Origin of the sequence: Blastomonas sp. AAP25, assembly GCF_001295965.1 — a bacterium.
Lineage (GTDB): Bacteria > Pseudomonadota > Alphaproteobacteria > Sphingomonadales > Sphingomonadaceae > Blastomonas > Blastomonas fulva.
This window is the reverse complement of record NZ_LJHP01000022.1, coordinates 1-12,889: the sequence shown is the minus strand read 5'-3', so window position 1 is coordinate 12,889 and position 12,889 is coordinate 1. Positions and strand designations below refer to the sequence as shown.

Here is a 12,889-nt window from a genome sequence, read left to right as displayed (position 1 = left end):
GCGTGGATAGGTAGCGAGCGTTCTTAAGCGTGCTCTTAAGAGTGTGCTTTGGAGCGGTCGGTGGGTCAGGTGACGGTATTTTCGGGGCCGGAGCGGCGGCGCCGGTGGAGTGATGAGGAACGGCTGCAGATTGTGGCCGAGGCGTTCGCGCCGGGTGCCCGGGTTGCCGATGCCTGCCGCCGCCATGACGTCTCGTCCGGGTTGATCTACACTTGGCGGCGCAAGTTGCTCGATGCAGGTGTGGCGCAGGAGGCCAGCGCGCCCGAGGCGCTGCCGACGCCGGTGTTCGTGGAAGCGGTGATGGATGACGATCTGGCGGCAGCTGCGAGCTGGGCCGAGCACCCCGCGATGATCATCGATCTGCCGCGTGGCAAGCGGCTGAGCGTTTTCGCCGCGGCATCGCCGGCGCTGGTTTCTGCCGCGCTGAAGGGCTTGCGATGATCCCTTCTGGCGCCCGGGTGTGGATCGCGCTTTGCCACACGGATATGAGGAAGGGCATGCAGGGCCTGGCGCTGCTGGTGCAGCAGGGGCTCAAGCGTAATCCGCATGGTGGCGATTTGTTCGTGTTCCGCGGCCGGGCAGGCTCGCTGATCAAGATCATCTGGCACGACGGGATCGGCATGTCGCTCTATGCCAAGCGCCTCGAGAAGGGCCGGTTCATATGGCCTTCGGCGAGTGAGGGAACAGTGTCGCTCACCGCCTCGCAACTGGCGTGCCTGCTCGAGGGGATCGACTGGCGTAACCCGCAGTATACGTGGCGGCCACAGAGCGCAGGATAATCGGCACAAGGCGGGTATTTTGCCCTTGCAGCAAGGCATCTCACGTGATTCACTCTCCTCCATGGAAGCCGCCATTTCGCCCCTTCCGGACGACGTTGAAGCGCTCAAGGCGCTGCTGGTTTCCGCACTCCAGAAGGCCGACGAAGCAGAGGCCAAGCTGGCTAACGCCCATGCCCGCGAGAGCGCCATTGAGGCGCTGATCGCCCACCTCAAGCTGCAGATCGCCAAGCTGAAGCGCGAGCAGTATGGCCCCAGCGCCGAGCGCAGCCGCCGCCTGCTCGATCAGATGGAGCTGCAGCTCGAAGATCTCGAGGCCGACGCTGCCGAGGACGATCTGATTGCTGAGGAAGCGGCAGCGAAGACCACCACGGTCACCGCCTTCGAGCGCAAGCGGCCCGCAAGGAAGGCGTTCCCCGAGCACCTGCCGCGCGAGCGCGTCGTGGTGCCTGCGCCCTGTTCCTGCCCGGCCTGCGGCGGCGGTCGGCTCTCCAAGCTTGGCGAGGACGTCACTGAGACGCTCGAGGTGATCCCGCGCTCATGGAAGGTGATCCAGACGGTTCGGGAGAAGTTCTCGTGCCGGGACCGCGAGAAGATCGCACAGGCCCCGGCACCGTTCCACGTCGTGCCGCGCGGATGGGCCGGTCCCAGCTTCCTCGCCATGCTCTTGTTCGAGAAGTATGGGCAGCACCAACCGCTCAACCGACAGGCCGAGCGGTTTGCCCGCGAGGGCGTGCCGCTCAGCGTCTCAACCCTTGCCGATCAGGTTGGCGCGGCGGCCCTGGCGCTGATGCCGCTCCACGAGTTGATCAAAGCCCATGTGCTGGCCGCCAAGCGATTGCACGGCGATGATACCACCGTGCCGGTCATGGCGAAGGGCAAGACTGATACGGCCCGATTATGGGTCTACGTGCGCGATGATCACCCTTTTGCCGGGATCGATCCACCAGCTGCCCTGTTCCACTACTCACGCAACCGCCGCGGCGAGCACCCGCAGACCCATCTCGCCGCATGGTTCGGGATCCTGCAGGCCGATGCCTACAGCGGATATGGCGAGCTCTATCGTGAGGGCCGCGACCCTGGCCCTGTGCTGGAAGCTGGCTGCTTCGCCCATGCGCGCCGCAAGTTCTTCGAGCTCGCTGATGTCCTAAGCTCGGCCCGCAAGAAGAGCCGTGGCCAGCGCAGCAGAATGATCTATCCGATCGCGCTCGAAGCCGTGCAGCGGCTCGATGCCCTGTTCGACATCGAGCGCGGCATCAATGGCAAAAGCCCCGCCGAGCGGCTCGCCATTCGTCAGGAACTCAGCGCGCCGCTGATGGCAGAGCTCCACACCTGGCTCACCGAGCAGGTCGCCAAGCTGTCGCGCGGCCATGATCTGACCAAGCCCTGCTTCTACATGCTCAAGCGCTGGGACGCGTTCACCCGCTTCCTCGACGACGGGCGCATCTGCCTCACCAACAACGCCGCCGAGCGCGCGCTGCGCTGCATTCCGCTCGGTCGCAAGGCATGGCTGTTCTGCGGCTCGGATCGCGGCGGCCAACGCGCCGCTATCATCTACACCCTGATCCAGACCGCGAAGCTCAACGACGTTGATCCGCAAGCCTGGCTCGCCGATGTCCTCGCTCGCATCGCGGATTGCCCCATGAGCAAGCTCGACGAGCTGCTGCCATGGAACTGGGCCGCTCGAAACGCCGCCATAGCAGCATAAAATCCGATCCGCCCGCGCGTCTCACCGGATGGATACTTTGGTATTTGCCTTGCAGCCTCCAAACAGTCGTCCCATTGTTGCATACAAATGCTATGGCACGTGGTGCGAGCGGCGGTGTGACGGTGCTCATCGTGCTGGCGTTCTGCCGATAAACTTCGCTTTCCATCTGTGCCCCAAGGTTTGTTGGCCCACTCCGGGATTCTATTAAACTTTATCTTCGTCCCGTTAGTTTGACCTTAGTCGAGCGCAATAAGTTCGGGACGCTGTGGCGCGTTTCCTCTGGAGTATCCAGCGCAACAGTAATAGCCTGTAGAATAGCTGGAACTGCGTCAATGCGGATATCTGGCAATGCTTGATCAGTTAGCAACAGATTTGTCAGGATGCTTTCATTTTTGTCGCGCAGTTCAACTTTAATGGCTCCGCCAACGACCATCAGCCCCGTCAATCTCCATCCCTCTGGTATGCAGTGATCCATCACGGCACCCAACGCCACGCCAGCCCCCTCATTAATTCGATCAATAAACTTTTCACGGGCTTGCCAATGCGTCAGCCGCGGATTGCTATCACTAGTTTTTAGGTATGCGGGCTTCGGTTTCAATCGATCGAACACGGCTATAGGTTCGGTTGGACAGTTAGGAGGCATTTCAAACTCCTTTCGGTACAGCAATTTAGTACATTGCAGGAAAGCCAGGCTCAGAATGGTGAAAGAATCATCTGAATTCGGGCCATGGGTGGAGCCGGTTGCCGGAAATTGAATCGCGTATCTTGGTGACTACGCGACCCTCGCTTGCCGAAATGATTGACTCCAATCACTGCGCAGGGATTCCGATTTCCGAGGCAGGGGAAGAATGCACCAGCTTTAGTCCAGGCGATCGGTTAGGCTTGGTCAAAGTGCTGCGTGGTTTGACGGCTTGCCAAATCGGATGAGCCCCCTCACCGGACGCGATATTGCGGCCCAAGGTCTTGATTAAATCCTCATCGGACAACCTAACCCGATCATCTTCTGCAAATCTGTCGCCAAACCTGACGTCTCCCCACTCCCCAAGCGTTGCCGCCGCTCTTGCTAGTTGTTCGGAAGTGCTGATCAGTCCCGTCCTGTTTGCAGCTAGCGCCAAGGCCTGAGCAAGCAGCGAGACATTGAGCGGTATCGTGTGACAAAAATCGCCGAGCGCCTCGCACGAGATCAGGCAGGCATCTCGCTCGTGCCATACCATTGGCCACGGTCCGATGTTATCGCTGGTCTCAGATAGAATACCGAGAACCAGTCCGCGCATATCCGGCAACACCACCATCGCATCTGCGCTCCCTGGATCATCGGCCAGCTCACTCAACACGTTTTCGATCGACGAAACTTCTATGGCAATCCTGTCGCGACCGTCGGTCAGTTTGAGCAAAAGCAGATGCATGATGATCCCGTTGCGACGTCGGGCATCTGTTACGATGGTTACCTTTCTGCGGTTCTCACGTCTTGCAGCTTCGATCATCACCTGAAGCACCTTAGGTTGCGGTATCAGATCATCCGGTGCGCAACCGCCAGGAAGGGGAGACATCAGCATTATGTCGGTCACGTTCCGCCAACATCGCCCCCTAGTCTGCTTGCCAAAAACATATGTGCTGACCCAGGAAGCGTTTGGCAGGGCCAATTGGCGGGGTTGTTGCAAGGCCTCAGGGAACCCACACTGCCATGGCGCGAACATCGGTGCGGGTGGCTGAGCACTGGCTGCCGACCCCCATTGTATCAGTTTCTTCATCCGCAAAGCAGGGCGCTTAGGCACTTGCCGGACGTCGAAACCAAATTGTTGAGCCAGTAGCATTGTTGCTGTTTGCCAAGCTGCGGGGACAGAGTCAGGTACGGGCTGGCAAAGACTGAGTGTGGAACGCGCGACTATTTCCAGGCATGGCAATTCGATATCGGGGGGGCGTGGCGGAACACATTGCAGAGCGTTTATATCTTGATCCGGCGTTGGGGGGAGTTGGTTCATATGCTTCAACCTTCTGTGGGCATTTTCTGGGACGAAGGGCGCATGACCTCAGAGCGAGGAAGTTGCCTTACGGTAGGCGGTTGTGAAAACCGGGAGTGGCAGGGCAAAGCGGGCCGGAAATGGGCGGGAAAAGAAACGCCCCAGTGCACATGGGTGATCGTCAAGAAATTTTCGTGACTGACGAAACCACGCAAGCACTGGCTGCTTTGGATGCTTTAGCCTGCAGCTTTGTCCTGCAAGTTTGTTCAAGCCATTCGGGCTGTCGGCCACGACTGCAGCCTTATCCGGGCGGCGCCACACTAATGATCCGTAGGATACGATCGTCGCCACTGCGGTCTGGCCAACAAATCGAACATCCCGCTGTCATTCCGATCAATCCTGCTCCAATCGGGGTCAGAATTGACACTCGACCGTCGGCAATATCTGCATCTTGAGGGTAGACGAGTTGCACAATGCGACGAGCGCCAGTGCGTTCATCAACAAAATCAATGAAAGAGTTCATCACCACGGTCTGGTCCGGCAATTCATCTGCGTCCCGCAATTCCGCGCGATCAAGTTCTGCCATCAACATTGCGCAAACCATTGGCTGGCTCCGCTCCGTGCTCAGAGCAAGCTCAAAAAGCGCGTCACACTCAGCCGCACTCATGTAAATCGCCGGCCGTTCAGCCGCAGCGATTGCTAGATTTTCCATTGGATAGTCCTGCTTATTCGAGTCAGGGAACGAAGATCGCTCGCCCTGAAATTTCAGATCGAATAAGGCCCGAGCTCAGGTGGCGCTATGCCCACGCGAGCCCGGGCTGAGAACGCGCGGCGAGTTGTCCACCATGGTCGACAAATCGCAAATATGTGGACTGCGCCTGCATGGCGGCAAGATTACGAGCTTCTGGATGTAAGTCAAGTTAGGTCGAAGCACGGTGAATGCTCTGTTCCTGGAAACCGAGGAAGCTCAGCAAACGCTAGACTTTTCGGCGCTTTGCGGCGTGGTAGCGGACGCGATTGAACAGCTGGCCGAGGTCTTCAGGTGAGATATCGAAAGTCTCACCCAGGTCAGCAAGCGCGGAATCCAGATCATCAGGATGGAAGGGCTGGTCATCCGAATCTCTCATTGAAATCGTGGCGTGTCGATCAGGACGATGCGGGTAGGAATGCTTCGATATCGAATGGTACAGGATACCCGTGGCGGTGAGGATGACCGCATTCAGCCCGACGGGAAACAGCGGGAATAGCCAACCTGCCGAGACCACGGCAGGTCCGCCAATGACAGCAGTCAGTGCAGCAGCGCCGCCAGGTGGATGCAGACAACGCAACAGCGACATCGCCAGGATGGCCCCGCCGACCGCAATCCCGCTGGCAATAGCAGGCCACGGCACGATTAGCGCCACCCCGACGCCCACCAGAGCAGATACAACATTTCCGCCGATGACGGACCAAGGCTGCGCCAGCGGACTAGCTGGCACAGCAAATATCAAAACTGCAGATGCTCCCATCGGTGCAACAAGCCAGACCCAAGCTGCGGACGCGCCCATTGCCGACTGGGTCACGAGAGCGGTGAGCGCGATTCCCGCAGTGCCCCCTAGGCAAGCGATCAGACGGTCACTAAGCGAGGCCCCGGCCATGATAGGGATGAAAATCGATCGCACTTGCTTCGCTCTGATTGAAGGTGCGTCGCCTTTGCAGCTTTGCCCTTTGCGGCCAAGCGAGTTTTTCCATAGCGCCTGAAAGCGGCAAGCGCCTTGAACAGACAGAAACCGGCGATCTGGCGTTTGCGGGGCTGCTGCGTGGGCATTCTTTGGGACTTGCAAATGGTCCAAGTTGACCGATTTGAAATCACCACGACTGCGGGACACAGCCTGTGCGCTAGCTCGTCCAAATTCAATGAACCAACTGGGCTCGTCATTCGGCAAAGAGCAGTGTTTGGCCTGGCCAGCGGTAAAATTGGCAGGTTGGTTTCCGCGAGCGAGGTTTGCAGATCAACCCACCGGCGCAGGAATTATGCCTCCGGATATTGACGTTGCGGTCTCGTATCAGCAGCGCAGTTGTTAGCTACTATCTCGCTCATGGCAGCCAGAAGATCAGTGGTCGCCGCGTCCTGCTCCCAGGCATAAATTGACAATGCCATGTCCGGGACGGCTTCAAAAAGCTCACATTTTCGGATGTTATAGAAACCGGTCGTCGCCGATGGGAGGATCGACACACCAAGTCCGGCTTCTACAGCGCGCAGAACGCTGACCAGACTGTTTCCAGTAAATGCAAGATACCACCGCAGCCCGGCAGCCTCGATCTTGTCGATCATCTGGTCACGATATAGCCCTCCCGGCGGGAAGGTGACCAGTGGTATCGGCGAAAACCATGGTCGGCTCCGATTTGAAGCCTCGACCCATGCCAGTGGCTCACGAAAGCTTGCATGTGCATCAGCTTGGGCGCTGGGTTCCTTCACAATCGCCACATCGAGCTCTCCCTCACGAAATCGGCGCGAAAGCTCGCGGCTAAGCCCTGTTGCCACGTCGAGACGGATTTCAGAATAGCGGGTTGAAAATCTGGCGAATTCCTGACTCATTTCAGGTGTCACCAGATCATCCGGCACCCCAACACGGATTGTCCTGCTGCCCGAAGGGTCAGACATAAGTGCTAGGGCCTCACGCTGTAGTGCAAGAATTCGCCTCGCATAGCCGATCAGCTGCTCTCCCGCCGGGGTCAGTTTAACAGGTCGAGCTCCACGATCAAACAACGCCCTGCGGACCACGTCGTCCAGTCGACCGATCTGTTGGCTGACAGTCGATTGGGTCGAATTCAGGCGATGAGCAGCGGCGGTAAAGCTGCCCGCATCAGCGACGGTAACAAAGGCCTGCAGCAGTTTGAGATCGAACATACTAACATTCTATATATGAATGATTTTTATTCAATCATTTCATTCGCAAATGAAAATCTGGGCGCTAACAGGACCCATCACCGCAATAAGCGGCTCAACACGAGATCAGGATTGAACAGATGAATACGACCCGTCTGCTTGCTCCAGTTGCACTCAGTCTTTTTGCAACCCCAGTCGCAGCCGCCGAGATATCCACTCATGTGCTCGACCTGGCGAGCGGCGTTGGGGGGAAGGATGTCCCTGTAACGCTGTCGGAGCGAGATACCGCCGGAACCTGGGTGGTCGTTGGGAAGTCACGTACCGACGCAAATGGTAGGGTGCGAAGCTTCGGAAACGAGAGAAATTTCGTGCCGGGGGTCTACCGGCTCCAGTTCGACATGGCGTCTTATTCAGAAGCTGCAACACGCCCCTTCTTTCCGGAGATCGCAATCACATTCACTGTTACTGATGCCGACGGTCACTACCATGTTCCCGTGGTCGTGAGCCCATACGGCTACTCGACCTATCGCGGAAATTGACAATGAGCAGCGCATTTCTCGCCTATTTCAGTCTCGCTGCATTGATGCCACCGCCTTTGCCCATCGAGCATCGGTCTGTTTCACTCGAGATGGCCAATTCTATTGCCGAAGCGGCCCTGGTTTCATGCCGCACCATGAACAGGGATGCGGTAGTGGCGATTGTTGATCGTGGTGGCAATCTGATCGCCCTGCAGCGCGGTGATGGGGTCGGACCGCACAATACAAATGCGGCCGAACGCAAGGCGTTTACAGCACTTTCGACCAAGACAAGCACATCCAGATTGGCGCAACGCGCTGCAACCGAACCGGCATCGGCGAACCTTATCAGTGTCGCGGAACTTCTGCTGCTTGGAGGTGGCCTGCCGATTATTCATGAGGGGGAAGTCATCGGTGGGATCGGCGTGGCTGGATCCGGCGGATCTGAAAGTGATGAACAATGCGCAATGGCTGCACTAGCGCATGGCACACAACAATGACATCCTTGCGGCTGCCGAGGGCTGGACACAATCAGGACTTGCGTTGAATGCCTTCGCTCAGGGCACGTGTGTTTGGCTGGTTCTGGTCACATCCTTACCTGCTTTTGACCTTCACGGCGCTTTTTTGGGCAGGCAATTCCCTGGTCGGACGGGCTGCACGAGACGTAATGCCTCCAGTAGCACTTGCGTTCTGGCGGTGGACACTGGCTCTCGCGCTGCTTCTGCCATTCGCTTGGCCCCATCTGAGGCGTGATTTGGTTGATCTGAGAAATAACTGGAGGTGGGTGCTGGTGCTGGGCACACTGGGCATCGGCACCTTTAACACTCTGCTCTACACAGGCCTTCAGGCCACCACTGCGGTCAATGGTCTCTTGTTGCAGTCGATGCAGCCAGTTTTGATCCTGCTGCTTGGAGTGGCAGTTTTCCGCGAACAGGTCGGCCTTCCGCAGCTGGCAGGGATAGTTCTTTCCATCAGCGGGGCTTTGATGATTATCCTTGGTGGTAACTTGTCTGCGCTCGTCAGATTCGAGTTCAATTCAGGTGATCTTGTGATCTGTGTGGCGGTCGTCGTCTGGTCGATCTACTCTGTGCTGCTGCGTAAACGTCCCGCTGTGCATCCGCTAAGCTTTCTGGCGGCAACTTTCGTGGTCGGCATTGCGATGATCTCGCCCTTCTATATCGCCGAAATCGCAAGCGGTCGCTTAATTGAAAACCGGCCGGAAAGCTGGCTGGCTATCTCCTATGTCAGTCTGTTTCCTTCACTGATTGCCTATCTGTTTTTCATCGCGGAGTCGAACTGCTTGGATCGGCGGCAACTAGTCTCTATCTCAATATCATGCCCGTCATCGGGGCCTTGCTTGCGGCTGTGTTCTTGATGGAGCCTATCGGCTGGTACCATTTCATTGGCATGGGGTTAATCGGCGCCGGCATCGTCAGCGCTGCTCGCAAATCCGGTCAGGCTATCGCGCGTACTTACAACTCGGGTCCAGGATCATAGCCGAGAGACTTGCTTGCGGTATGTCCCCAATTAACAAGGCTGACCAGGCCATCTGCCAGATAACCGACCAAACCCATTTAGAGCAGGCTCTCTTGCAGTGCTAAGGGGTCTTTGACCAGATCGCCAAGTGAATAGCGATCGAGGTGCCGGAAGAATGCCTCAAGCGCGCCGGCCAGGGCGTGGCGCAGTCGGCATGCTGGCGTGATTACGCAGCTGTTTGTGGCGGGATCGAAGCACTCCACGAAGCTGCCGGTTTCTTCCATCTTGCGCGCGACTTGGCCGACATTGATCTGAGTTGCGGCCTGCGCCAGCCGAAGGCCACCGGATCGCCCGCGTACGGCCTCAAGAAAACCCTCCGCCACCAAACGTTGTGCCACCTTCATCAGGTGATTCTTGGATATCCCATAGGCCTGCGCGATCTCGCCGATCGACCTGTGGCCATCATGGACCGCCAGATACATCAAGGTGCGCAGGGCGTAATCGGCATGCAACGACATTCTCATTAAACATGCATATCAAATATTGCTATTTGCCGCCAGTCGCAATATAAGATGCAAATGCAATACATCTTATCAGGACGCGCGCGATGAACGCAACAGCACATGCCGAGCGCGTTCGTGCGGAACAACGCGCAAAGGCTGCCAAGGTTGGCATCGACGAAACCCTGATCGGCCAGTTGGTCGATCATTTCTATGCCCGCATCCAGCGCGATGACCTGCTCGGGCCGATCTTTGCCCAACACGTCGCCAACTGGTCGCATCACCTGCCGCGAATGAAGGATTTCTGGGCCTCTATCATGATCGAACCTGGCCGCTTCAACGGCCGGCCGATGCAGAAGCACATAGCGATGGGCATCTTGACCAAGGCTCATTTCGAGCGCTGGCTGGCGCTCTGGGATGCCACTGTTGCGCAGGACGTCGGAGATCAAGCAGCAGCAGAACGGTTCCGAACATCGGCCCACCGGATTGCCGACAGCCTGCTGACCGGAGTGCTGGCCGAACGCGGTGGGCTGGCGGCGCTGCGCAACCGAACGACTGAGCCTGTCCCCCTGGAGACCAAACCATGACGCTGACACCTTATGCATCCTCGCCTGTTTTCGACGAGCAGTCGCTGCCCGATAAACTGCGCAACGATCATCGAACCAAGGACGGGACCTGGGGTCTTTTGCGCGTGCTGGAAGGCGAGGTGCAGCTGATCTTCACCGACCCGCGTCGCGAAGTGCTGGTCACACCGGGTATGCCTGCACCGATTGCACCGCTGGCCACGCATTCCGTGGTCCCTCTGGGCAAGATGTCGATGCAGGTCGAGTTTTACCGGTCAGAACCAGTCGTTGACGGCGACCTGACGTCCGAGCGGTCCGGTGGATGATTTTGCGCTCGCGCGCATCGTCCATGTCGTGGCGGTGTTGTTCTGGATCGGCGGTGTGGGCTTTGTCACCTGGGTGGTGCTGCCGACAATCCGGCACAGTGGACCCCCTGCTGACAGGCTTGGTAAATTCCATGCGATCGAGGGGCGCTTCGCAGGGCAGGCCAAGATCTGGGTCCTTCTCGCAGGGGCCAGCGGCTTCTGGATGGTGCACCGGGCCGAGATGTGGAGCCGTTTTGCCGATCCGAGCTTCTGGTGGATGCACGCAATGGTCGCGCTTTGGGCGGTGTTCACGCTGATGCTGTTCATCATCGAGCCGTTGTTTCTACACCGCCGCCTCGCGACATCGCGGACCCCGCAAGCCGATTTCGCGCGATTGGAACGCGTCCACCACATCCTGATCATGCTTTCGCTGATCACGCTGGGGGGCGCGGTCGGTGGCAGCCACGGTCTGTTCTGACCTGACATCACCCGTGCCCGTGAGCACCAATCTGTCACACTGGCTATTCCTGAGGAGGAAATAAATGAGCAGAATATTGAGCGCCGAGACTAGGGCAATCGTCAATTCGACCGCGCCTGCGCTGCAACAGCATGGCGTGGCGATCACCCAACGGATGTACGAGCGGTTGTTCGTCGATCCTGCGGTCAAGGCAATGTTTGACGAGGCCGCGCAGGAAAGCGGCGAACAGCCGCGCCGGCTTGCCGCAGCCATTCTCGCCTATGCGCAGAACATCGACAAGCTCGAAGCGTTGACGGCCCCGGTAATGCGTATGGCCGCGCGGCACGTTGAGACAGGCGTCAGGCCCGAGCACTATCCAATGGTCGCAAATGCCCTGTTGCCTGCGATCCGCGACATTCTGGGCGACGCAGCCACCGATGAGGTCCTGTCGGCCTGGGGCGAGGCGTATTGGGCACTGGCCGAGATCCTGATCGGCAAGGAAGCGGCTATGTATGCGCAAGCCGAGAGCAACGCTTTGGAACGCATTGCGTCAACGCGCTAACATCAAGCCTGCCCGTTCGATTGGTCGCAAGGCGCCCAGCATCGCCTTGCAATCGGGCATTCACCCACCACGTTTCGTCATAGCCGTCAGAAATTCTGCCGCTGGCGCTGCGTGCACATCACGCGACTGAACAGGCACTCCCTCCCCGATTGCACCCTCCGTGTCCTGAAAGGACCGAATATGGTCAACACGATTCTTACGCCCGACCGGCAGGCGCTGGCCGCTGAGCATGATGCCCAGCCGGTGATCCATCATGCCCCCGAGGGCCTTTCGGACCGGTTCGCGCTTGGCTTCACCAAGCTGCTGCGCTTCACGGCCGACACCTTTTTCGCCAAGCGCTACGGGCACCGTGCCATCGTGCTCGAGACGGTCGCCGCGGTGCCCGGCATGGTCGGTGCCATGTTCACCCATCTGACCAGCCTGCGCGCGATGAAGGATGATGAAGGCTGGATCCGCACCCTGATGGAAGAAGCGGAGAACGAGCGCATGCACCTGATGACGTTTATCGAGATTGCCAAGCCGACCTTGTTCGAGCGGCTGGTCATCCTGATGGCGCAGTGGATTTTCCTGGTGCTGTTCTCGATCCTCTATCTGGTTTCGTCTCGCACCGCGCACCGCGTCGTGGGCTATTTCGAGCAAGAAGCGGTGATCAGCTACACATTATACCTTCAGGAGATCGACGAAGGCCGCTCGCCCAACGTGCCTGCCCCTGCGATTGCCAAGCATTACTGGAAGATGGCAGGCGATGCGACGCTGCGCGATGTCGTCCTGCTCGTCCGGGCGGACGAGGCGCACCACCGCGACGTCAACCACGGCTTTGCCAGCAAGCTGGGCGGCAAGCCATTCGATCCGGGCAAGACGGCACCCTATCCTGCGCACGCCGATGACATTCGGTTGCAGGCGTAGGCAACCAAACGCGATAGCGGCATCCAACCCAGACCTTGTTAAAGTCCATATGTATGCGCTTTCCCGAGGGGAGGATCGCCAACGGCTTCCATTCTAAACTCGCCCAAACCTGTCTTGCTCTCAACATCTTCAAACGTTCGGAAATGGCCGGTTTAAACATAACCGGTCGTTCCCTTTAGCAGTGGCGAATGGCGGCTTTGTCCCACTTGAAGTCGGCGTCGGCTGCCGACCCATGGCACGAACCCGCTTCGCGGGAGAGTCGCTTGGGGTGACGTAGCGTAGTATTGTTGA

General features: G+C 58.5%; 16 protein-coding genes and 1 pseudogene. 11 read left to right on the top strand and 6 right to left on the bottom strand.

Annotated features, from left to right (window positions below):
• Window positions 1-69: 69 nt before the first annotated feature.
• From IP68_RS15140 to IP68_RS15130, 3 genes are all read left to right on the top strand, one after another.
• Window positions 70-441, top strand: coding sequence for a transposase (locus IP68_RS15140; RefSeq protein ID WP_231684076.1), 372 nt, complete (start codon window positions 70-72; stop codon window positions 439-441).
• Entirely contained in the window at window positions 438-779 is a 342-nt protein-coding gene (gene tnpB / locus IP68_RS15135) for an IS66 family insertion sequence element accessory protein TnpB (protein ID WP_054135850.1), read from the top strand. The genes IP68_RS15140 and tnpB overlap by 4 nt, the downstream gene beginning before the upstream one ends.
• A gap of 61 nt (window positions 780-840) precedes the next feature.
• Window positions 841-2,484 carry an IS66 family transposase gene (locus IP68_RS15130; protein ID WP_054135849.1) on the top strand — a complete coding sequence of 548 codons (1,644 nt, stop codon included), beginning with the start codon at window positions 841-843 and terminating at the stop codon, window positions 2,482-2,484.
• A 211-nt stretch (window positions 2,485-2,695) separates the two neighbouring features.
• Here the strand turns inward: IP68_RS15130 and IP68_RS20295 are convergent, their stop codons facing one another.
• The 5 genes from IP68_RS20295 to IP68_RS15110 all read right to left on the bottom strand — a co-directional run bounded on the left by IP68_RS20295 (window position 2,696) and on the right by IP68_RS15110 (window position 7,335).
• Complete coding sequence (locus tag IP68_RS20295; protein WP_150126284.1) at window positions 2,696-3,094, bottom strand: hypothetical protein; 399 nt, start codon at window positions 3,092-3,094, stop codon at window positions 2,696-2,698.
• A gap of 199 nt (window positions 3,095-3,293) precedes the next feature.
• On the bottom strand, window positions 3,294-3,968 hold the full coding sequence (locus IP68_RS15125) for a hypothetical protein (protein ID WP_069050843.1): 675 nt from the start codon (window positions 3,966-3,968) through the stop codon (window positions 3,294-3,296).
• A 778-nt stretch (window positions 3,969-4,746) separates the two neighbouring features.
• Entirely contained in the window at window positions 4,747-5,157 is a 411-nt protein-coding gene (gene rnk, locus IP68_RS15120) for a nucleoside diphosphate kinase regulator (protein ID WP_054135847.1), read from the bottom strand.
• Window positions 5,158-5,422: 265 nt separating this feature from the next.
• Entirely contained in the window at window positions 5,423-5,992 is a 570-nt protein-coding gene (locus tag IP68_RS15115; RefSeq protein ID WP_231684072.1) for an HPP family protein, read from the bottom strand.
• Window positions 5,993-6,456: 464 nt separating this feature from the next.
• Window positions 6,457-7,335: a LysR family transcriptional regulator gene (locus IP68_RS15110; RefSeq protein WP_054135845.1), complete on the bottom strand. Its 879-nt coding sequence runs from the start codon at window positions 7,333-7,335 to the stop codon at window positions 6,457-6,459.
• A 119-nt stretch (window positions 7,336-7,454) separates the two neighbouring features.
• Between IP68_RS15110 and uraH the strand changes: the two genes are divergently transcribed.
• The 3 genes and pseudogenes from uraH (at window position 7,455) to IP68_RS15105 (ending at window position 9,326) form a co-directional block, all read left to right on the top strand.
• A complete protein-coding gene (uraH, locus tag IP68_RS19835; protein WP_082382406.1) occupies window positions 7,455-7,853 on the top strand; it encodes a hydroxyisourate hydrolase in 399 nt (132 codons plus the stop codon).
• A 2-nt stretch (window positions 7,854-7,855) separates the two neighbouring features.
• The gene (locus IP68_RS19830; protein WP_082382405.1) at window positions 7,856-8,329 is read left to right on the top strand and encodes a heme-binding protein; all 474 of its coding nucleotides are present in this window, start codon (window positions 7,856-7,858) and stop codon (window positions 8,327-8,329) included.
• A 47-nt stretch (window positions 8,330-8,376) separates the two neighbouring features.
• Window positions 8,377-9,326 (top strand): annotated as a pseudogene (locus IP68_RS15105) (DMT family transporter).
• 77 nt (window positions 9,327-9,403) lie between these two features.
• Here the strand turns inward: IP68_RS15105 and IP68_RS15100 are convergent.
• Window positions 9,404-9,829, bottom strand: coding sequence for an Rrf2 family transcriptional regulator (locus IP68_RS15100; RefSeq protein ID WP_054135843.1), 426 nt, complete (start codon window positions 9,827-9,829; stop codon window positions 9,404-9,406).
• 83 nt (window positions 9,830-9,912) lie between these two features.
• Here IP68_RS15100 and IP68_RS15095 point away from each other — a divergent pair, with 83 nt between their 5' ends.
• From IP68_RS15095 to IP68_RS15075, 5 genes are all read left to right on the top strand, one after another.
• The gene (locus IP68_RS15095) at window positions 9,913-10,392 is read left to right on the top strand and encodes a group III truncated hemoglobin (protein ID WP_054135842.1); all 480 of its coding nucleotides are present in this window, start codon (window positions 9,913-9,915) and stop codon (window positions 10,390-10,392) included.
• Entirely contained in the window at window positions 10,389-10,694 is a 306-nt protein-coding gene (locus IP68_RS15090) for a DUF1971 domain-containing protein (protein WP_054135841.1), read from the top strand. The genes IP68_RS15095 and IP68_RS15090 overlap by 4 nt, the downstream gene beginning before the upstream one ends.
• Window positions 10,687-11,151: a hypothetical protein gene (locus tag IP68_RS15085; RefSeq protein WP_054135840.1), complete on the top strand. Its 465-nt coding sequence runs from the start codon at window positions 10,687-10,689 to the stop codon at window positions 11,149-11,151. The genes IP68_RS15090 and IP68_RS15085 overlap by 8 nt, the downstream gene beginning before the upstream one ends.
• A 64-nt stretch (window positions 11,152-11,215) precedes the next feature.
• Window positions 11,216-11,692: a globin domain-containing protein gene (locus IP68_RS15080; protein ID WP_054135839.1), complete on the top strand. Its 477-nt coding sequence runs from the start codon at window positions 11,216-11,218 to the stop codon at window positions 11,690-11,692.
• Window positions 11,693-11,872: 180 nt separating this feature from the next.
• Window positions 11,873-12,598, top strand: a complete 726-nt coding sequence (locus IP68_RS15075; RefSeq protein WP_082382402.1) for an alternative oxidase — start codon at window positions 11,873-11,875, stop codon at window positions 12,596-12,598.
• The last annotated feature ends 291 nt before the right edge of the window (window positions 12,599-12,889 follow it).

Coding starts and splice junctions, on each gene's coding strand:
- IP68_RS15090 (WP_054135841.1), top strand. CDS start 10,389: ATGACGCTGACACCTTATGCATCCTCGCCTGTTTTCGACGAGCAGTCG.
- IP68_RS15080 (WP_054135839.1), top strand. CDS start 11,216: ATGAGCAGAATATTGAGCGCCGAGACTAGGGCAATCGTCAATTCGACC.
- IP68_RS15075 (WP_082382402.1), top strand. CDS start 11,873: ATGGTCAACACGATTCTTACGCCCGACCGGCAGGCGCTGGCCGCTGAG.
- IP68_RS15100 (WP_054135843.1), bottom strand. CDS start 9,829: ATGAGAATGTCGTTGCATGCCGATTACGCCCTGCGCACCTTGATGTAT.
- rnk (WP_054135847.1), bottom strand. CDS start 5,157: ATGGAAAATCTAGCAATCGCTGCGGCTGAACGGCCGGCGATTTACATG.
- IP68_RS15095 (WP_054135842.1), top strand. CDS start 9,913: ATGAACGCAACAGCACATGCCGAGCGCGTTCGTGCGGAACAACGCGCA.
- uraH (WP_082382406.1), top strand. CDS start 7,455: ATGAATACGACCCGTCTGCTTGCTCCAGTTGCACTCAGTCTTTTTGCA.
- tnpB (WP_054135850.1), top strand. CDS start 438: ATGATCCCTTCTGGCGCCCGGGTGTGGATCGCGCTTTGCCACACGGAT.
- IP68_RS15115 (WP_231684072.1), bottom strand. CDS start 5,992: ATGGGCGCGTCCGCAGCTTGGGTCTGGCTTGTTGCACCGATGGGAGCA.
- IP68_RS15110 (WP_054135845.1), bottom strand. CDS start 7,335: ATGTTCGATCTCAAACTGCTGCAGGCCTTTGTTACCGTCGCTGATGCG.
- IP68_RS19830 (WP_082382405.1), top strand. CDS start 7,856: ATGAGCAGCGCATTTCTCGCCTATTTCAGTCTCGCTGCATTGATGCCA.
- IP68_RS15125 (WP_069050843.1), bottom strand. CDS start 3,968: ATGATCGAAGCTGCAAGACGTGAGAACCGCAGAAAGGTAACCATCGTA.
- IP68_RS15130 (WP_054135849.1), top strand. CDS start 841: ATGGAAGCCGCCATTTCGCCCCTTCCGGACGACGTTGAAGCGCTCAAG.